Consider the following 17,648-nt stretch of genomic DNA (forward strand, 5'->3'; position numbering starts at 1 on the left):
CGCTAATTTGATTGAAATTTTCACTGAACCGGCTCCGAAGGAAACTACCTTCGGATGTGTCGGTTGCCGGGCAAAGTCAAGTCATTCGGCCGCTTGCTTGACCGAGCCGTGTGCGTCCGGATGCTCATCATGGTGCGAACCGGTCGAACGGCTCCAGCGGGCAAACGCGTTCGAAAGCCGGTCGAGATAGAGATAGACCACCGGCGTCGTGAACAGCGTCAGCGCCTGGCTGACGAGCAGGCCGCCGACCATGGCATAACCGAGCGGCTGACGAATTTCCGATCCCGTGCCGGTGCCGAGCATCAGCGGCACCCCACCGAGCATCGCCGCCATCGTCGTCATCATGATGGGGCGGAATCGCAATAGCGCCGCCTTCCGGATCGCGGCTTCGGGCTCGAGCTGCTCGTCGCGTTCGGCCGTGATCGCGAAGTCGACCATCATGATGCCGTTCTTCTTCACGATGCCGATCAGAAGCACGATCCCAATCAGGGCAATCAAGCTGAAATCGAATCCGAACAGCATCAGGATGGCGAGCGCACCGACGCCGGCGGACGGCAGCGTGGATAGAATCGTGAGCGGGTGGATGTAGCTTTCGTAGAGAATGCCGAGGATCAGGTACACCACCACGAGCGCTGCGAGGATCAACAGCGGCACGGTGCCGAGCGATTGCTGGAATGCCTGCGCCGTGCCCTGGAAGCTCGAATTGAGCGTCGTCGGCGCGCCAAGCTCGATCATCGCTTGTTGAATCGCGTTGGTCGCCTGGCCCAGTGCTACGCCCTGCGCGAGATTGAAGCTGATCGTGGTGGCCGGGAATTGGCCCTGATGGCTGATCGACAGCGGTCGTACCGGCACGCTGGTCCAGGTGGCAAAGGTCGAAAGCGGTACCTGGTCGCCGGTAGTTGGCGATTTCAGGTAGATCTTGTTCAGGGTGTCGAGGCTGCCCTGCAATTCCGGCAGCACTTCGAGCACCACCTTGTAGGTGTTGAGCTGCGTAAAGTACTGCGTGACCTGGCGCTGGCCGAACGCGTCATACAGCGTGTCGTCGATCAGTTGCGGCTGGATGCCGTAACGCGCGGCGGTGTCGCGGTTGATTTTCAGCTCGAGCGTGGTGCCGTTGGTCTGCTGGTCGGTCGCAACATCGCGAAGCTGCGGCAGCGTCTGCATCTTGGCCAGGATTTTTGGCGCCCATTCGTTCAGCTCGGCCAAATTGGCGTCCTGCAGCGTGAACTCGAACTGGGTTCGCGTCGGCCGGCCGCCGAGCCGCACGTCCTGCGCCGCCTGCATATAGAGGCGGGCGCCCTCGACTTTCTCGAGTTGCGGGCGCAGGCGAGCGATGATCTGCTGCGCGGATGCCTTGCGCTCGTCGCGCGGCTTCAGTGTGATGTAGAGATTGCCGTTATTGCCAGCGCGTCCGGTGCCGCCGATCACCATTGCGACGGAGGCCACATCGGGGTCGGCCTGCACGATCTTTCCAAGTGCCTCCTGGCGCCGCTTCATGTCGGCGAAGGAGATATCCTGGCTGGCTTCCGAAGTGGCGGTGATCAGGCCATTGTCCTGCTGCGGGAAGAAGCCCTTCGGGATGATCACGAACAGATAGACCGACAGACCGAGCGTGGCGAAGAAGATCATCAGCGTCGTCAACTTCCAGCGCAGCGCGAGGTCGAGACCGCGCTCGTAGGCGCGCAGCATTGCGTCGAAGCCGCGCTCGCTCCATTGATAGACCCGGCCGTGCCTGACCTCGCCGTGCCCGCGCAGGAAGCGCGAGGCCATCATCGGCGTCAGCGTCAGCGACACGATCATCGACACGAAGATGGTCATTGCCAGTACAACCGCGAATTCGCGGAACAGCCGCCCGATGATGCCGCCCATCAGCAACAGCGGAATCAGCACCGCGATCAACGAGATGCTGATCGAGACGATGGTGAAGCCGATTTCGCTGGCGCCCTTGAAGGCAGCCGCCATCGGCTTTTCGCCTTGCTCGATGTAGCGCGTGATGTTTTCCAGCATCACGATGGCGTCGTCGACCACGAAGCCGACGGCAATCGTGAGCGCCATCAGCGAGAGATTGTCGAGCGAATAGTCGCACACCCACATCAGCGCGCAGGCGCCGAGCAGCGCCAGCGGCACTGTCACGGCCGGGATTACCGTTGCCCAGAAGCTGCGCAGGAAGATGAAGATGACCATCACGACCAGCGCGATGGTCAACATCATGGTGAATTGGACGTCCTCGACCGCAGCCCGAATCGTCATGGTGCGATCACTCATTACCTCGACCTTGACGGCCGGCGGGAGCGCGGCGAGCAGCCGGGGCAGCGTTCCCTTGATCTGGTCCACGGTCTCGATGACGTTGGCGCCAGGCTGCTTGAACACGACCAGGAACACGCCGCGCTTGCCGTTGGCCCAGGCCGCCTGCTTGGCGTCCTCCGGGCCAGTGACAGCCTGGCCGATATCGCGGATCCGCAACGGACCGCCATTACGATAAGCGATAATGACGTCGTTCCAGTCCTTGGAATCCGTTAGCTGATCATTGGCGTAAATGGTGTAAGCACGCCGCTCGCCGTCGATGCTTCCCTTCGGGCTGTCAACGGTCGTGATCGCGATCTGGCTGCGCACGTCCTCCAGCGACAGGCCCTTGGCGACGAGTTTCGCCGGGTCGATCTGAATGCGGATCGCCGGCTTCTGCTGGCCGCCAATGATGACCTGGGCGACGCCTGAGATCTGGCTGATCTGCTGCGCGAGCTGGGCATCAACGGAGTCGCTGACGGTCGTGAGCGGCAGTGTGTCCGAAGTCGCCGACAGGATCAGGATCGGCGAGTCGGCCGGGTTGACCTTGCGATAGGTCGGAGGCGAGGGGAGGTTTTTCGGCAACTGGCCGCCGGCCGCATTGATCGCGGCCTGCACGTCGTTGGCGGCCGCGTCGATCGAGCGGTTGAGATCGAACTGGATGTTGACTGCGGTCGTGCCGAGATAGCTCGTAGACGTCATCTGCGCGACGCCTGGAATCTGCGCGAACTGGCGCTCAAGCGGCTGCGCCACTGATGAGGCCATGGTTTCCGGGCTGCCGCCCGGCAGGTTGGCGGTGACCTGGATGGTCGGGAAGTCGACTTGCGGCAGGGGGGCGACGGGCAACAGCGGGTAGGCGACGAGGCCGATGAACATGATGCCGGCCATCATCAGCGACGTGCCGATTGGGTAGCGAATGAAGGGCGCGGAGATTCCGCCGCTCATTCCTGGGCAACCTTGGCTTGGGCCGGATCGGAACTGGCGACCGCCGTAGTCACGAGCGAGCCGGGCTGAACCTTGAATTGACCTGCCGTGATCACCTGCTCGCCGAGCGAAAGTCCCTCATCGACCACCGAGCGGCCGTCGATCGAGCGCGTCACCTTGATCTTGCGGAGCTCGGCCTTGTTGTCCTGGTTGACCGCGTAGGCGTAGAGACCATCGGCGCCATGCTGAACAGCGTCATCCGGAATCACGGTGGCGTCTTTCAGCGTCGCAACGAGCAGCCGCGTCGAAACCGACTGGCCGGGCCACAGCGCGTGATCCTTGTTGTCGAATACCGCCTTGAGCCTGATCGTCCCGCTCGATGTGTCGACCTGGTTGTTGATCAGCGAGAGCGTGCCGGTGGAAAGCGCGCGCTTGCCGTCGGTAGAGAGCGCGATGACTTTCGGGGGAGCGGCGGCTAGCGCCGCCCTGATATCCGGCAACTGGTCCTCCGGCGCGGTAAAGATCACCGCGATCGGCTCGATCTGGGCAATGGTGACGATGCCGGTCTGTGTTGCGGCGTTGACGATATTGCCGACATCGACCTGGCGCAGCCCGGCGATACCGGAAATCGGTGCCTTGACGGTGGCGTAATCAAGCTGGGTTTGGGCGTTTGAGATCGCTGCCGTGTCAGCCTCAACCTGCGCCGTCAATTGCGCGACGGTTGAGCGCTGCGTATCGGTCTGCTGCCGGGTCGCGAATTCCCCGAGCCTGGTAGAGCGCTGCAGGTCGAGACTGGCATTGGCGAGATTGGCTGCGTCCTGCGCCTTCTTGGCCTTGGCCTGATCGAGCGCTGCCTGGAATGGGCGCGGGTCAATCTCGACCAGGGTATCGCCCTCCTTAACGAACTGGCCCTCCTGAAAGGTGATCCTGTTGATCTGGCCGTCGACGCGGCTGCGCACGACGACGGTGTTGAAACCTTGCACGGTGCCGAGCCCGGTCAGATAGACCGGAAAATCGGCCTTCTCGACCGGGGCAGTCTTGACGGGGACGGCGACGCGTGCCGGTGCGCGCTTCCCGGCGTCAGCCTGCGCCGGGTGTTCCTCGCCGTGGAATCGCTGCCAGCCCAAATAGCCCAGCCCGGCAATCGCTGCGACCAACAGGACCCAACGGATGGTGCGTGATCTCGACATGCCGACCTACTTGTTTCGGAAAACAGGCAATGGCACCCAGAACGGTTCCCTGCGGAGACAGATATTGTCTCGGCGCCCTCGGGGGGTACACGCACGAGCGCTTGAGAATCCTAAACAATTGGAAAGGTTGCGGCAGCGCACGCGTGAGGACAGCATGACGACCGGGTGGCTCGAATCTCATTCGCATCACCGACTGTCGAACGACTTTGGACCAAAATTAGAATCGTTTTGATCTGGATGGATTCAAGCGACGTCACGCCCCAATCGCGTTGACCCCGAAAGTTTCGCTCGGTACCTACGGTGCAGGATTTGTCCTGCCGCCGGTCGGTTGCTGCGAGCTGATTAAGCGGCACGTCCTGTCGGAGCCGGATGAATGCGACGGCGGCGAGCTGGTGGTCGCGGACCTCCACGGTTCCCACCAGATCAAGCTCGTGGCCCGTGCCTTAGTCCTGCGTCCAGTTGCATCTGGTCGCACCGGGTGCGCGTGGCGTCTTTTTTCAGGCTCCAGAGCATGGTACGGGATGCCTACGCCCGCAGCCTGATCTTCGATCTCGACACCTCGATCCAGGCCCTGGTGGAGCGGCCTGGGCGAGACGACCCCGAAACGGTCAAATTGACCGGTATCTATTACAACCTGATCCGCTACTGGGCCGAAGTATGAACAACATGTCTCTTTTTCGCGTTATGCTATTTGCGGTGATGTCGGCGCTGGCGATGTTGCTGGCAGCGCCGTCGTCGGCTCAGCAGGGCACGCTTCCTGCGGCGCCGTCCGCACCTGCGGCCCAGCAGGCGCCCGCCGTATCGCAGGTCCCGGCCACGTCGCCCCAGCCGGCGGCTGCGCCGGCCGCACCTTCGGATTCAGCCGCGGCGCCTGCGGAACGCGAGAGCAAATCGCTGAAGTCGGCTGCCGCTGAACTTCGCGAATTGTCGCCCTGGTCGATGTTCATGTCGGCCGACGTGGTGGTCAAGGCGGTCATGATCGGTCTCGCCTTTGCCTCGCTGGTGACCTGGACCATCTTCATCGCCAAGATGATCGAGCTCACCGTCGTTCAGCGCAAAGTGCGCCGGGCGCTTGCCAATATCTCCGACGCGAGGTCACTGGCGGAAGCGCAATTCGCGCTGGGTTCCAAGGGGAGCGTGCTGTCGTCCTTGCTCGCGGCAGCTATGCGCGAGGCGCGTCTGTCGGCAGGCATCTCCAGCGACGCCGGCATCAAGGAGCGCGCCGCGTCGAGCTTTTCGGAAATCGTGCGCGCCGAGGCGCGTCGGATCCGGCTCGGCATGGGGCTGCTGGCAACCATCGGCGCGACGTCGCCCTTCGTCGGACTGTTCGGCACGGTCTGGGGCATCATGAACAGCTTTATCGGCATTTCGAAATCGCAGACCACGAACCTCGCCGTGGTGGCGCCCGGTATCGCCGAGGCGCTGCTTGCCACCGCAATCGGTCTGGTCGCTGCGATCCCGGCCGTCATCATCTACAATCACTTTTCGCGGGTGACCAAGGGCTACATGGAACTGGTCAGTCGTGCATCGGGCGCCGCGGGACGGCTGCTGTCGCGCGACCTCGATCGTACCCACGTCAGTTCGCTCGGCGGCTCGCATGCCCGCGCGGCGGCGGCGGCGGAGTAGGCGATGGGCGCGTCAATCGCAGAACACGACCTCGATGACGACAGCGATTTCGCGGAATCGCACGAGATCAACGTCACGCCGTTCATCGACGTCGTTCTGGTTCTCTTGATCATCTTCATGGTTGCGGCGCCCCTGTCGACCGTCGACCTGCCGATCGATTTGCCGACATCGACCGCAACCCCGCAGAAGAAGCCGGATAAGCCGACCTACGTCAGCATCAAGCCGGATCTCTCGGTGGCGATCGGTGAGAACATGGTTAAGCGCGTCGACTTGGTGCGCTCGCTCGATGCGATGCCGGACAGCAGCAAGGAGCGCCACGTCTTCCTGCGCGCTGACCGCGCCGTGCCCTATGGCGAATTGATGGACGTGCTCGAAATCCTGCGCGCCGGCGGCTATTCCAAAATCAAGCTGGTGGCGCTCGAAGGCGTTCCCGAAGCAGCAGCGGCGCAAGCGGCGCCGGCAAAGCCTTGACCGGCCTCGACGAGCAAAAGCCTTCGCGGCGGCTCTGGATTTCGGCCGCGGTGATTGCGCTCGCGCTCCACATTGGCGGCGCGGCGCTGGCGATCGCGCATTTGCAGACCGAAGAAGCCGATGACGCCCTCGGCGCGTCGGCGATCGAGATCGGGCTCGAAATGGCCTCCGTTCACCGCGAGGTGACCGATCTGCCGCCGGGTCCGGATACCGATGCTTCCGCGGCGTCGCCGCAGCTCGCCGAGCAGAAGGCCGAGGTCAAGGAAACCGAGCTGCCGCAGGACAAGCCGACGGAGCCTGAAGAGGCCGACCGGGTGGTGACGGAGAACGAGTCGAAGAAGCCGGAAGAGGACGATCCGAAGATCGCGGCGGTGCAGACGCAGGCGTCAACCGAGTCGGTTGCCTCCGAGGCGACCGCGACGCCGAGCTCCGAGGCCATTCCGGAAGGGCAGCGTTCCATCGCACCGGTGATCGGCACCGGCGAGAGCGCACGCCGCGTGCGCGCGACCTGGCAGAAGGAGCTGGTCGCGCATCTCGACAAGCACAAACGTTACCCGAAGGAACGGAAGCAAAAATCCGCCGAGATCCAGGTTCGCTTCACGCTCGACCGCATGGGCCGGGTGCTCTCGACCGATATCGAAAAGGGATCGGGCGATCCGGCCTTCGACGAGGCGGCGCTGGCGATGGTGCGCCGCTCCGATCCGGTGCCGATGCCGCCGCCTGTCGTCGCCGACGAAGGCCTGACATTCACACTACCGGTGATCTTCCGCGTCAAGAACAAGAGCTAACGCCCCGCACTCCCGCCACGCTAGATCGGATAATGCTGCGGCCCGGTCTCGATCGTGATCCAGCGCAACTCGGTGAATTCGGCGATGCCGGCCTTGCCGCCGAAGCGGCCATAGCCCGACGCCTTGACGCCGCCGAACGGCATCTGCGCCTCGTCGTGAACGGTGGGCCCATTGACGTGACAGATGCCGGAATCGATGCGCTTGGCGACCTCGAACGCGCGCGCGATGTCGCGTCCGAATACCGCTGCCGATAACCCGTATTCGGTGTCATTGGCGACGCGGACGGCTTCGTCCACGCCGTTGACGCGCACGACGCAGACCACCGGACCGAACGACTCCTCGCCGTAAATCCGCATCGACGAGTTGACGCCGTCGATCACCGTCGCCGACATCAGCGTGCCCTCGCTGCGCCCGCCTGCGACCACCTTGGCGCCTTTGCTGACGGCGTCGTTGATCAAGGCCTGGATGCGGGCCGCGGCATCGGTGCCGATCAGCGATCCCAGCGGCGCGTTACCCTTGCGCGGATCGCCGGCGACAAGCGATCCGGCTTTCGCCGCGAGTTTCGTTACGAAGGCATCGGCAATCTTCTCGTCGACGACGAGGCGCTCGGTCGACATGCAGATCTGGCCCTGGTTCATGAAGGCGCCGAACGCTGCTGCGGCAACGGCGGCATCGATGTCGGCATCGTCGAGCACGATCATCGGCGCCTTGCCGCCGAGTTCGAGCAGGGCCGGCTTGAGATATTTGGCTGCCACCTGCGCGATGATGCGGCCGACGCGCGTCGAGCCGGTAAAATTGACGCGCCGCACGGCAGGATGGCCGATCAGCATTTCGATCAGCGCAGGGGCATCTTCCGGCGCGTTGGTGATGACGTTGAGGACGCCCGGCGGCAGTCCGGCATCGCGCAGGCACTCGGCGATCAGCCGGTGGGTGCCCGGGCAGATTTCGGAGGCCTTCAGCACCACGGTATTGCCGCAGGTAAGCGGCAGGGCGATGGCGCGAACGCCGAGAATAACCGGCGCGTTCCACGGTGCCATGCTCAGCACGACGCCGGCGGGTTGGCGTACCGCCATCGCGATACAGCCCGGCTTGTCGGAGGGGATGACTTCGCCCGAAATCTGCGTGGTGATGGCCGCCGCTTCGCGCAGCATGCCGGCGGCTAAGTGAACATTGAAGCCGGCCCAGCCGGCCGTCGCGCCGGTCTCCGCCGCCATCAACTCGATGAACTGGGGTGCCTTCGATGCCAGAAGATCGGCAGCCTTCAACAGGATCGCACGCCTTGCGTTCGGACCGGTAGAGGACCATGCGGGGAAAGCGGCAGCCGCAGTGTCGGCGGCGCGCTTCGCATCCGCGATCTGGGCTGCCGCGGCGCGGCTTGCGAGATCGCCGGTGACCGGGTTGAGGCGATCGAACGTCGCGCCGTTCGATGCCGGGACATCCTTGCTGTCGAGCAGCAGCGAAATTTCGTACATGGCTTTCTCTCCTCACGCGTGGCGTTACGATGATGATGCGGTGGCCGGCGGCACGCCGCCGAGATAGGCACGCTGGACGGCGGGATCGGCTTTCAACTGGTCGGCAGTGCCGTGTCCGACGATCACGCCGTTCTCGAGCACATAGCCGCGATCGGCGATCCGCAGGCTCTCCTGCGCGTTCTGTTCGACGAGCAGAAGCCCGACACCGGCCTCGCGCACCCGCAGCAAGGTGGCGAACAACTCCTGCACCATGGCGGGCGAGAGCCCAAGCGACGGCTCATCAAGGAGCAGGATATCGGGATTGGACATCAGCGCGCGGCCGATGGCGAGCATCTGCTGTTCGCCGCCGCTCATGGTGCGCGCGATCTGGGCGGCGCGTTCGCGCAGGCGCGGAAACAGCGCAAGCACCTGCTCGCGCCGCGTCGCTTCGCCCTCGCGGGCGCGCTTCGGGTTGGCGCCGAGCAGAAGATTTTCCTTCACCGTGAGGTCGCCAAAGATGCCGCGGCCTTCCGGAACCAGTGCCAGCCCGCTTTCGACGATGTCGTGGGCGGCAAGCGCGGAGATATCGCGGCCGCCGAGGCGCACCTGCTTGCCGGGAAGCGTACGCACGACGCCTGCGATGGCTTTCAGGAGCGAAGTCTTGCCGGCGCCATTGGCGCCCAGGATCGTTACGATCTCACGGCGGTCGACGCTGAGGGTGACGCCGTCGAGCGCCCGATGCAGGCCATAAGCGAGGCTGAGATTTTTGACCTCAAGCATCGGCGGCTACCCCGCCAAGATAGGCCTTCACGACGGCCGCATCGCTCAGCACGTCCACGGTGGCGCCTTCGGCGATCTTGCGGCCGCTGCTCATGACGATGCAGCGGTCGCACAGCGCGCGAACCGCGCTCATCACATGCTCGACGAGCACGATGGTGATTCCGTCAGCCCGCAATGATCGGATCAGGTCGATGCCGATCGCAAGCTCGGATGGATTGAGGCCGGCGAGCCATTCGTCGAGCAGCAGCAGTCGCGGCTTTGCCGCGAGGGCGCGTGCGAGTTCCAGGCGCTTGCGGTCGATATAGGTCAGGTCGGCGGCCGGGCGCCGGTCGTGCCCGGCAAGACCGACGCGGTCGAGCAGCGTGTCGATCCGCAGTTCTGCCCCGGAGGCGGGCAGATGCGGTCTCTGGAACGCCAACCCCGCCTTGATGTTCTCGCGGCAATCCATGCCGTCGAGCACGCGGACGAGCTGGAATGTCCGCGCCAATCCGAGCCGCGCGATCCGGTACGACGCAAGGCCCGCGATGTTCTGGCCCATCAGGCGGATGATGCCGGCATCGGGGCGCAGCACGCCCGAGATCAGGTTGAGCGCCGTCGTCTTGCCCGAACCGTTGGGGCCGAGCAGGCCCATGATTTCGCCCTTGGCGACCGTAAAGTCGAGGTCGTTGACCGCGACGAGCCCGCCGAACGCGCGCCGCAACCCACTGATCGTCAGCACGGGTGTTTCGCTGCCCTGGCTCATGCGTTTGCCCGTTGTCTGGCTTTGCCGCCCGCCGTCGTCGACAGCTTCTCGAACAATCCCGCGACGCCCCTCGGCAGCATGTAGACGATCAGCAGGAAGATGCAGCCGAGGATGATGGTGAACGTGTTCGGAAAGCGCGCACTCAGCAGTTCGAACAGTAGCGTCAGCGGCACGGCGCCAAGTACCGGCCCCCACAGCCGGTGCGCGCCGCCGAGCAGCGCCATGATCAGCACCTGAAACGAGATCATCGAATTGAAGGCGATCGACGGCTCGATATAGGTCCAGCGCGGCGCCATGATCGCGCCGACCAGCGTCATGACCGTCGCGCTGATCGTGAACAGGGCGACCTTGGCAAAGGTAGTATTGATTCCGCAATGTTTTGCGACGGTCTCGTCTTCGCCGATTACCCGCAGCGCAAAGCCGAGGCGCGAGCGCGCGATCAGCCAGCCCAGCAGGAATACCGCGGCGGTCAGCGCCAGCAATTGCCAGTAAATATCGGCCTGCGTGATGTCGACGAAGACATAGCGCCCGAGCACGCGCGACTTGTTGACCTCGAACCAGACCACAAGCTGGCGGATCAGTTCGGTCAATCCAAAGGTGAAGATGACGAAATACACGCCGCTCAAGCGCAGCGTCGAGAGCCCGACGATGCCAGCCACAATGGCGCCGAGCGCCGCTGCGGTCAGCAGCACGAGCGGCCATGGCAAGATCTCGCCGAGCACGGCAACGGTATAGGCGCCGACACCGAAGAAGGCGGTGGTTGCCAAAGAGACGTAGCGGGTGGGCCCAGAGAACATGCCCCAGGCCGTCGCCAGCACGGTGTATTGCAAAAGACTGATGGCGAGCGCGAGGTAGTAGGCATTGCCGAGGCGCGGAACGAGCGCCAGCAGCGCAAGCGCTGCGAGCGCTGTGGCACCGAAGCCGGCGATACGCGCGCTCATCGCGTCGCCCTGCCAAACAGGCCGGCGGGCTTCACCAGCAGCACGGCGAGAAACAGTGCGAAATTGACTGCAAGCGTGAGCCCGGGATCGACATAGGAGGCAACCAGCGCCTCGCTGAGACCAAGCGCCAAGCCAGCGACCAGGCAGCCCAGCATGTTGCCGACGCCGCCCATCACGACGACGATCAAGGCCTTCATCGTGAAGACGACGCCGGATGACGCGCTGAAGGTGAGAAAGGTGCTGACCAAGACGCCAGCGGCGGCGACCAGCGCGCCACCCAATGCAAATGTCAGGGCGGAGGCCTGCGGCACATTGATGGCGACAAGCTGGGCGGCAAAAGGATCGACGGCGACGGCGCGTACCGCCGTGCCGGCGCGGGTCCGCGTCAGCGCGGCATACAGCGCCAGACCGAGCAGGATGGTGATACCGAGCGCGGCGAGGCGATTGGCCGCGACCGTCTCGCCGAGAAACTGCACCGGGAAGGCGAGGAACGAATAGCTGTAGTAGGCGCCGCCGAACAGGGCGAGCATCAAGCCCTGAATGACGAAGGTGAGGCCAAAGGTTGCGAGAATGCTGTCGACCTCGAGCGCGTCTCGGTTGGGCGCGCGTCGCACCAACGGCGTCAGCAGCAATTTGTAGATTGCAAAGTTCAGCACGAAGGCGAGGGGAACGACCAGCGCCAGTCCGACAAACGGACTGATCGCCCAGCCCGTGAACAGCCAGTGCGATGCAAAGGCGGCGGCGATCAGGAACTCGCCGTAAGAGAGGTTCATGATGCGCGCAACGCCGTACTGGAGCGTGAGCCCCATGGCGATGAGCGCATACATGCCGCCCAGCATCAGGCCGGTCAGAATGGCGTTGGTCATTGGCGAGCTGGCCGCGTCTCTATCTTGACGTTACGGCGCCACCCACGCCGGCTTCGGAACGATCGCGGCGCGCGCGCCTTCGTTCTTCGCCGGTGCGATGCCGTAGAACTCGCCGTCCTGCCACTGGCCGACCCACCAGTAACGGGTCGGCATGTTGTTTTCGAGCTTGACCTTGCCGATCACGGTGTCGAACGTGCCGGTCTGCAGATCCTTGATCACGGCGGCGCGGTCGATCTTGCCGACGCGCTCGATCGCCTGCTGCAGCATCTGCAGGCTGGCATAAGTGACCGCACTCGCCCAGCGGTCCGGCTCCGCCCCGTTGGCGGCGGCTGCCTTGTGGCGGGCGAGATAGTCCTTAATCGCCGGACTGTCGCCGCTCCAGCCGCCGATGCCCATCACGCCTTCGGTGTTCTTGCCGAATTTTTGCCGATAGAGCGGGAAGGCGGTGCCGACCCCGGTATAGAAAACCTTCGGATTGAGGCCTGCGATGCGCGATTGCTCGGTCAGCGCCAGCGTATCCGGAGGATAGCTGAAGGCAATAAAGACATCCGGGTTGAGCGCCTTGATCTCATTCACGATCGGCGCCAGATCCTGCGTGCCGATCGGATAGCTCTTGTCGTAGGCGAGCTTGAACTTCGCGTTGGTGAGTGCCGGCCGCGCAGCCGACGACAGATCGATCCCGAAGCCGTCGGCAATGCTGACCATCGCCACGGTGTCGCCGATCTTCTTTTCGTCGCGCAATTTGTTCAGCAATTCGACCAGCGATTTTGCGGCGTCCGCGCTGGTGCCGAGCAGCCAGAAACTGTTGGGCCAGCGCTTGGCGAGCTCGGGCGCGCGATCGGTGACGGCCGTGGCGGCGAGGTGCGGATAGCCTTCGCGATTGAGCGTCGGGCCAACCGCCAGATTGAGGCCGGTGCCCCATGGCGGCAGGATGAAATCGACCTTGTCCTGGTTGATCAGCCGCTCGAGCGCGCGCACCGCTTCTTCGGCATTGGAGCGGTCGTCATATTGCACGACCTCGATCGGGACCCGCTTGTCGCCAAGCTTGATGCCACCGGCGGCATTTACCTCCTTCACCCACAATTCGTAGTTGGGGATGGTGGTGACCGCGGCGCCTCCGGTGTTGGGGCCGGTGCGCGAAATCGCGTAGCCGATCTTGATCGAGGTTTGCGCCTCGGCGACGGCGGTCAGGCCGAGCGTAGCGGCGCAGGTGGCGGCCGCCAGTAGGGCGGTGCGCCGCGTCAGGAATGTCGTCATCTTGTCCTCCCAGGGTGCGTCGACCGGCGCCTTGAACTGGCGCTCGTGATCACCCTGACGTTAGGGGAGGTTGCCGGACGCTTGGAATTGGACGAAGCCGGGGAAAGATTGTACTTTTCTGGCAAACCTTCCGCTTCACTGGCGGCGGATTGTCTCAGGAGCGAATTACTTAAGAGATTTGGGCATGTCGGCATCACCAGGGCTGAACGGATTGCCGATCGGCGTCGCGCTGGCGGTACGTGCGGAGGCTTTTTCGGCGGCCCTGGCGGCTCGATCGTGGGTCATCCGTCAGAAGGCGGAGCGCCGGGCGCATCTCTTGTTGCTGCAGTCGGACCGCGGCCGGGCTTCATGGCACGGAACCGGTGTCGCGCTCGAAGCGCCGGCGCTGCTCTGGCTGCCGGGCAGCACCGATGCAGCGCTGCACGTTGGTCCCGGCGCGCGTGGCTTCCTGTTGTCGGTGGACGATGCTTTCCTGATCAAGATTATCGCGGGCAGCGCCGAGGCGCTGCATCTGCGCAGAACCACTGAGCGCGTTGCGCTGGTTGCCGGCGAGACGCTTCCTCCACATCTCGACACGATCGCCGAATCCTGCCGCGCGATCGTGGCGGAGTTGCGCGCGCCCGGCTTTGGCGGCGCGACGCTGATCGCCTCACATCTGCTGTTGCTGTGTCTGCAACTCTGCCGGCTCAGCGCCTCGCATGATGAGCGTCACGAGGTTGCAGCGCGTGGCGGCGGTCCGGCGCTGGTCGGCAATTTCCTGCAAATGGTCGAACTGCATTACCGCGACGGCTGGCCGGTGGCGCGCTATGCGGACGCGCTCGGCGTCACATCCGACAAGCTGCACGCCCATTGCCAACGGGAGAAAAACTGCGGCCCGCGCGCGATCATCCACGAGCGCCTGGTCCGCGAGGCCTGTACGCGTCTGCAGCAGCTCGATCTTCCGGTCGAGCAGATCGGATATGGCTTGGGTTTCCGCGATCCCGCCTATTTCAATCGCTTCTTCCGCAAGTATTGCGGCGCATCACCGGGCAGCTATCGCCGGCAGATCCGACTGGAGCACGCACGCAGCGGTCCGTCCTACGCGGCCTGGCCGTGAAAGCCGCGCTCTCTCTTCGAACGGGACAGGGTGGATTCGGCACCATGGTCGCCGCGCCAATCCAGCGCGGCCGACGCAATCATTTCGCTCGAAGCTCAGCGCCAGAAGTAGCGGATGCTGACGTAGACGATCGCGAGGCAGATGAAAATCAGGGCCACCGGCAGTCGCGGTTTTGCCGCTTGGCCGGATGCGGCCTGTTGTTTTGGCCGGGCAGGCGGGCGGCGGAAAGCGGTGACTTTGCCGCTGTCAGTGGCCGGCTCGCTCGCACGCGACGGAATCTCGGGTGGCGTTCCGGAGCCGCCCATCTCCGCATAGTAGCTCTTGTACATGAGCTGGATGGTGGCCTCGGAAGCGTCCGCCTCGCTCATCCTCGCAAGGAGCAACTGCCTGTAGCCTTCAAGAAAGTTTTGCGCCTCGGCGGGCAGGGCGGTGAAGCCGTTGAGCTTGGCCAGCATCTTCCATGTTGCAAAATCTGCCCTCGCGCGGGTGTCGGCGCGTCGCGCAATCAACATATCGGCAGCTTTGGTCGCCATTGTCCGGGTCGGTTCTTCCCTGGTGGGTTTGTTTCTGTTTGAAGTTTAAGCGTTGCCGGTGATGAAGAGAAGCGCGTTGATCACATAACCGGTCAGTGTCCGCAGTATCGCCGAAATAACATCAAGATTTAGGCCGAGCTGCGCGCCGACGATAGGAAGCAGGATCAGAAGGCCGATCAAAATCAGCATCCCATACGGTTCCAGCCGCGACAGCGGGTAAGCCAGCACCCGCGGCAAGAGTCCGACGGCGACGCGGCCGCCGTCCAGCGGCGGAATCGGCATCATGTTGAAAATTGCCAGCACGATATTGATCAGGAAGGCGTTTTTGAGGTTGTCCGTCGTCCATTTGGCGGCTTCCGCCGGCACCAGAGGCAGGGCGTGGAAGGCCAACGCCGTGACAAGCGCCAAGGCGATGTTGGTGGCGGGGCCGGCCAGCGCCACCCAGACCATGTCGAGCCGGGGATGGTTCAGGTTCCGGAAATTCACCGGGACCGGCTTGGCATAACCAAACACGAACGGCGAATGCGACAGCAGCAGAACGCCGGGGAGAATGACGGTGCCAAAGGGATCGATATGCTTGAAGGGGTTGAAGCTGACCCGGCCAAGCTCCCATGCGGTCTTATCCCCGAGCCGATACGCCACGAAGGCGTGGGCGGCCTCGTGGAAGGTGATGGCGATGAGGAGTGGGAGCACCCAGACCGATATGCCGTACAGTGAGATGTTCACGAGATTCCGCTCAGTTGAAGGCGATCGGAATGGCGTCGCGCGTTGCACGCCTCACCGAAACCTCATCAAGGTGGTTTGAGATGGTAGAACGCAAGTGGTCCGCGAGCAGCGCGCCCGCCCGTGACAGATTCGCGGTGCGATGCAGGCAAATGTCCGCGGCCGGCAGTCGTGGCATGCCGTCGCGCTCCGACAAGGGGCGCAGCTTCGGCGGAAACGTACCTGCCTTTACGATCGTCACCGCAAGGCCCTGCGCCGCAACTGACTCGACGGCCGCAAGGCTGTGGCTGACGAAAGCCAGCCGCCAGGGCCGCTTGGCGGCATCCAGTGCCTCAATTGCCCATTTTCGGAACAAGCAGCCCTGCGGATAAAGCGCAAGCGGCAACGGATTTTGCTGTTCAACAGGGTGAAACGCACCGGTTGCCCAGGCAGCCTGTTCGCGGCGCAGGAATTCACCCTCGCCACGTCCCTCCGGGTGCATCGCAATGACGAGGTCATAGGCCTTGCCGAGGCGCGCGGGCATGGAAGAGGTGAGCCCTATCTCCATCTCGACATGGACGAGCGGGTAACAGGCGGCAAAGCTCGCCAGCACAGGCGGAACGATCAATGTTCCGTAGTCGTCCATCACGCCCAAGCGCACAAAGCCTTCGATCTTGCGCTCCCGCAGCTTACCGATAGCCTCGTCGTTTAGCGTCAGGATACGCCTCGCGTATCCGAGCAGCCCTTCGCCCGCGGCGCTTAAGTCGACATTGGCCTTGGTGCGGTTGAACAGCTCGACGCCGAGGCGTTCCTCCAGGCGCTTGATCTGCATGCTTACGGCAGACTGGGTCCGGTTAAGTTGGGTAGCCGCGCGGGTGAACGAGCGGCTGTCGGCCACCGCCACGAAAGCCTTCAAGAGATCCGGATCGAGGACGGGCGCGCTCATAACTAAACGTTATTTCCTCTATCACGGAAATTCCATTTCTTGATTACTAGACCCTCCCTACATTGCGCGCAAGCCGGAAGGGAAAGTGTATGAGCGAGGCATGGGGCGTGTTGGCGGCAGTCCTATCGAGCGGCCTGGGCGGGACTTCAATCGGGGCAACGCGCTATCTGGTGAATGCGGTTGATCCGCTGGCGATCGGTTCGTTTCGGTTTGGCATCGGTTTTCTGCTGTTGTTGGCGGTGGCCTTTCTGCACGGCGCGCAGTGGCCGCGGCATCCCGACTGGTTGAGCGTCGCCGGGTTGGGTGTGCTGTACTTCGCCCTGTTCCCGATCCTGTTCAATGCGTCTCTGATTTTCACGACAGCGGCGCGGGGGGCCCTGGCCTTGTCGACGCTTCCGCTGCTGACGATGGTGGTGGGAGCGGCGCTCGGCAGCGAGGCCCTTACGGTACGCAAGTCGATCGGCGTCGTGATCGCAACGCTTGGGGTCGCTCTGGCGCTTCTAGCCAACCTTGCTTCCGCGCCGCCGGGGGCCTGGCGCGGCGATTTGCTGATGATCGCCGCGGCCCTGTGCATGGCGCTCTACAGCGTCTGGTCCAAGCCATTCATTGCTCGCTCCGGGCCAATTCCCTTCACGACCGTATCCATGGGCGTCGGGGCTGCGTGTCTTGTCCTGATCTCATACTGGCGCGGCAGTTTTGCGCCCGTCGCAGCTTTCGAGGTCCCGCAATGGCTGGCTGCCATATATCTCGGTGCCTTCGGCAGCGCGCTGACGTTTTATCTTTGGGCGTTCGCGTTGGCGCGCACAACGCCGACCCGCGTCGCGATCTCGGTCACCGTCAATCCGATCACCGCGTCGCTCGTTGGCGCGGCCTTGCTGGACGAACCGCTCCGCTGGAATCTTGTTGCCGGCATCCTCGCGGTGTTCGCTGGCATCTGGATCGCTACGACTTCGGGCCGGTCTCCTGCACCGGCAACGCGATTGTCCCGAGTGCCGATGGACTAGGGTCTGTTGGGATTCATCGCGAGTTTATCACGGCAGCGGCGAGGTGGA

The 17,648-nt window shown here is 63.8% G+C and carries 16 protein-coding genes and 1 pseudogene; 6 read left to right on the forward strand and 11 right to left on the reverse strand.

The features are described from left to right. Positions 1-81: 81 nt before the first annotated feature. Both CQ13_RS31720 and CQ13_RS31725 read right to left on the reverse strand, forming a co-directional pair. A complete protein-coding gene (locus tag CQ13_RS31720) occupies positions 82-3,228 on the reverse strand; it encodes a multidrug efflux RND transporter permease subunit (RefSeq protein WP_057846746.1) in 3,147 nt (1,048 codons plus the stop codon). After that, positions 3,225-4,397 carry an efflux RND transporter periplasmic adaptor subunit gene (locus CQ13_RS31725; RefSeq protein WP_057846747.1) on the reverse strand — a complete coding sequence of 391 codons (1,173 nt, stop codon included), beginning with the start codon at positions 4,395-4,397 and terminating at the stop codon, positions 3,225-3,227. Before CQ13_RS31725 ends, CQ13_RS31720 begins: the two co-directional genes overlap by 4 nt. Before the next feature lie 356 nt (positions 4,398-4,753). Here CQ13_RS31725 and CQ13_RS41795 point away from each other — a divergent pair. The 4 genes and pseudogenes from CQ13_RS41795 to CQ13_RS31740 all read left to right on the forward strand — a co-directional run. Continuing rightward, positions 4,754-5,058 (forward strand): annotated as a pseudogene (locus CQ13_RS41795) (PKHD-type hydroxylase); the annotation flags it as partial. Between the two features lie 5 nt (positions 5,059-5,063). Continuing rightward, positions 5,064-6,023, forward strand: coding sequence for a tonB-system energizer ExbB (exbB, locus tag CQ13_RS31730; RefSeq protein WP_245309451.1), 960 nt, complete (start codon positions 5,064-5,066; stop codon positions 6,021-6,023). Between the two features lie 3 nt (positions 6,024-6,026). Next, positions 6,027-6,494, forward strand: coding sequence for a TonB system transport protein ExbD (gene exbD, locus CQ13_RS31735; protein WP_057846749.1), 468 nt, complete (start codon positions 6,027-6,029; stop codon positions 6,492-6,494). Further along, positions 6,491-7,282 (forward strand): TonB family protein, encoded by a 792-nt coding sequence (locus CQ13_RS31740; RefSeq protein WP_057846750.1) that lies wholly within the window; start codon positions 6,491-6,493, stop codon positions 7,280-7,282. The genes exbD and CQ13_RS31740 overlap by 4 nt, the downstream gene beginning before the upstream one ends. A gap of 20 nt (positions 7,283-7,302) precedes the next feature. On the opposite strand, the gene CQ13_RS31745 is transcribed toward CQ13_RS31740, so the two are convergent. From CQ13_RS31745 to CQ13_RS31770, 6 genes are read right to left on the reverse strand one after another with little or no spacing between them, the layout of a single operon-like run. Beyond that, positions 7,303-8,754, reverse strand: coding sequence for an aldehyde dehydrogenase (locus CQ13_RS31745; protein WP_057846751.1), 1,452 nt, complete (start codon positions 8,752-8,754; stop codon positions 7,303-7,305). A 24-nt stretch (positions 8,755-8,778) separates the two neighbouring features. Continuing rightward, on the reverse strand, positions 8,779-9,513 hold the full coding sequence (locus CQ13_RS31750; RefSeq protein WP_057846752.1) for an ABC transporter ATP-binding protein: 735 nt from the start codon (positions 9,511-9,513) through the stop codon (positions 8,779-8,781). Continuing rightward, positions 9,506-10,255: an ABC transporter ATP-binding protein gene (locus CQ13_RS31755; RefSeq protein ID WP_057846753.1), complete on the reverse strand. Its 750-nt coding sequence runs from the start codon at positions 10,253-10,255 to the stop codon at positions 9,506-9,508. Before CQ13_RS31755 ends, CQ13_RS31750 begins: the two co-directional genes overlap by 8 nt. Then, on the reverse strand, positions 10,252-11,196 hold the full coding sequence (locus tag CQ13_RS31760; RefSeq protein WP_057846754.1) for a branched-chain amino acid ABC transporter permease: 945 nt from the start codon (positions 11,194-11,196) through the stop codon (positions 10,252-10,254). The genes CQ13_RS31755 and CQ13_RS31760 overlap by 4 nt, the downstream gene beginning before the upstream one ends. After that, a complete protein-coding gene (locus CQ13_RS31765) occupies positions 11,193-12,062 on the reverse strand; it encodes a branched-chain amino acid ABC transporter permease (RefSeq protein WP_245309453.1) in 870 nt (289 codons plus the stop codon). Before CQ13_RS31765 ends, CQ13_RS31760 begins: the two co-directional genes overlap by 4 nt. Before the next feature lie 30 nt (positions 12,063-12,092). Beyond that, the gene (locus CQ13_RS31770; RefSeq protein ID WP_057846755.1) at positions 12,093-13,319 is read right to left on the reverse strand and encodes an amino acid ABC transporter substrate-binding protein; all 1,227 of its coding nucleotides are present in this window, start codon (positions 13,317-13,319) and stop codon (positions 12,093-12,095) included. A gap of 184 nt (positions 13,320-13,503) precedes the next feature. Here CQ13_RS31770 and CQ13_RS31775 point away from each other — a divergent pair, with 184 nt between their 5' ends. Further along, a complete protein-coding gene (locus CQ13_RS31775) occupies positions 13,504-14,415 on the forward strand; it encodes a helix-turn-helix domain-containing protein (protein WP_057846756.1) in 912 nt (303 codons plus the stop codon). 95 nt (positions 14,416-14,510) lie between these two features. Here CQ13_RS31775 and CQ13_RS31780 read toward each other — a convergent pair whose 3' ends face one another. The 3 genes from CQ13_RS31780 to CQ13_RS31790 form a co-directional block, all read right to left on the reverse strand. Further along, positions 14,511-14,927 carry a hypothetical protein gene (locus CQ13_RS31780; RefSeq protein WP_057846761.1) on the reverse strand — a complete coding sequence of 139 codons (417 nt, stop codon included), beginning with the start codon at positions 14,925-14,927 and terminating at the stop codon, positions 14,511-14,513. A gap of 66 nt (positions 14,928-14,993) precedes the next feature. Then, complete coding sequence (locus CQ13_RS31785; protein WP_057846757.1) at positions 14,994-15,674, reverse strand: site-2 protease family protein; 681 nt, start codon at positions 15,672-15,674, stop codon at positions 14,994-14,996. 10 nt (positions 15,675-15,684) lie between these two features. Further along, positions 15,685-16,596, reverse strand: a complete 912-nt coding sequence (locus tag CQ13_RS31790) for a LysR family transcriptional regulator (protein ID WP_082637760.1) — start codon at positions 16,594-16,596, stop codon at positions 15,685-15,687. 89 nt (positions 16,597-16,685) lie between these two features. Between CQ13_RS31790 and CQ13_RS31795 the strand changes: the two genes are divergently transcribed. Beyond that, the gene (locus CQ13_RS31795; protein ID WP_057846758.1) at positions 16,686-17,600 is read left to right on the forward strand and encodes a DMT family transporter; all 915 of its coding nucleotides are present in this window, start codon (positions 16,686-16,688) and stop codon (positions 17,598-17,600) included. Positions 17,601-17,648 lie beyond the last annotated feature (48 nt).

The organism is Bradyrhizobium retamae (genome assembly GCF_001440415.1).
Taxonomy (GTDB): domain Bacteria; phylum Pseudomonadota; class Alphaproteobacteria; order Rhizobiales; family Xanthobacteraceae; genus Bradyrhizobium; species Bradyrhizobium retamae.

Excerpts from the sequence above, each read along its gene's own strand:
- CQ13_RS31775 (WP_057846756.1), top strand. The coding sequence starts at position 13,504 with ATGTCGGCATCACCAGGGCTGAACGGATTGCCGATCGGCGTCGCGCTG.
- CQ13_RS31725 (WP_057846747.1), bottom strand. The coding sequence starts at position 4,397 with ATGTCGAGATCACGCACCATCCGTTGGGTCCTGTTGGTCGCAGCGATT.
- CQ13_RS31760 (WP_057846754.1), bottom strand. The coding sequence starts at position 11,196 with ATGAGCGCGCGTATCGCCGGCTTCGGTGCCACAGCGCTCGCAGCGCTT.
- CQ13_RS31755 (WP_057846753.1), bottom strand. The coding sequence starts at position 10,255 with ATGAGCCAGGGCAGCGAAACACCCGTGCTGACGATCAGTGGGTTGCGG.
- CQ13_RS31795 (WP_057846758.1), top strand. The coding sequence starts at position 16,686 with ATGAGCGAGGCATGGGGCGTGTTGGCGGCAGTCCTATCGAGCGGCCTG.
- CQ13_RS31770 (WP_057846755.1), bottom strand. The coding sequence starts at position 13,319 with ATGACGACATTCCTGACGCGGCGCACCGCCCTACTGGCGGCCGCCACC.
- CQ13_RS31750 (WP_057846752.1), bottom strand. The coding sequence starts at position 9,513 with ATGCTTGAGGTCAAAAATCTCAGCCTCGCTTATGGCCTGCATCGGGCG.
- CQ13_RS31790 (WP_082637760.1), bottom strand. The coding sequence starts at position 16,596 with ATGAGCGCGCCCGTCCTCGATCCGGATCTCTTGAAGGCTTTCGTGGCG.
- CQ13_RS31745 (WP_057846751.1), bottom strand. The coding sequence starts at position 8,754 with ATGTACGAAATTTCGCTGCTGCTCGACAGCAAGGATGTCCCGGCATCG.
- CQ13_RS31780 (WP_057846761.1), bottom strand. The coding sequence starts at position 14,927 with ATGTTGATTGCGCGACGCGCCGACACCCGCGCGAGGGCAGATTTTGCA.
- exbD (WP_057846749.1), top strand. The coding sequence starts at position 6,027 with ATGGGCGCGTCAATCGCAGAACACGACCTCGATGACGACAGCGATTTC.
- CQ13_RS31720 (WP_057846746.1), bottom strand. The coding sequence starts at position 3,228 with ATGAGCGGCGGAATCTCCGCGCCCTTCATTCGCTACCCAATCGGCACG.
- exbB (WP_245309451.1), top strand. The coding sequence starts at position 5,064 with ATGTCTCTTTTTCGCGTTATGCTATTTGCGGTGATGTCGGCGCTGGCG.
- CQ13_RS31765 (WP_245309453.1), bottom strand. The coding sequence starts at position 12,062 with ATGACCAACGCCATTCTGACCGGCCTGATGCTGGGCGGCATGTATGCG.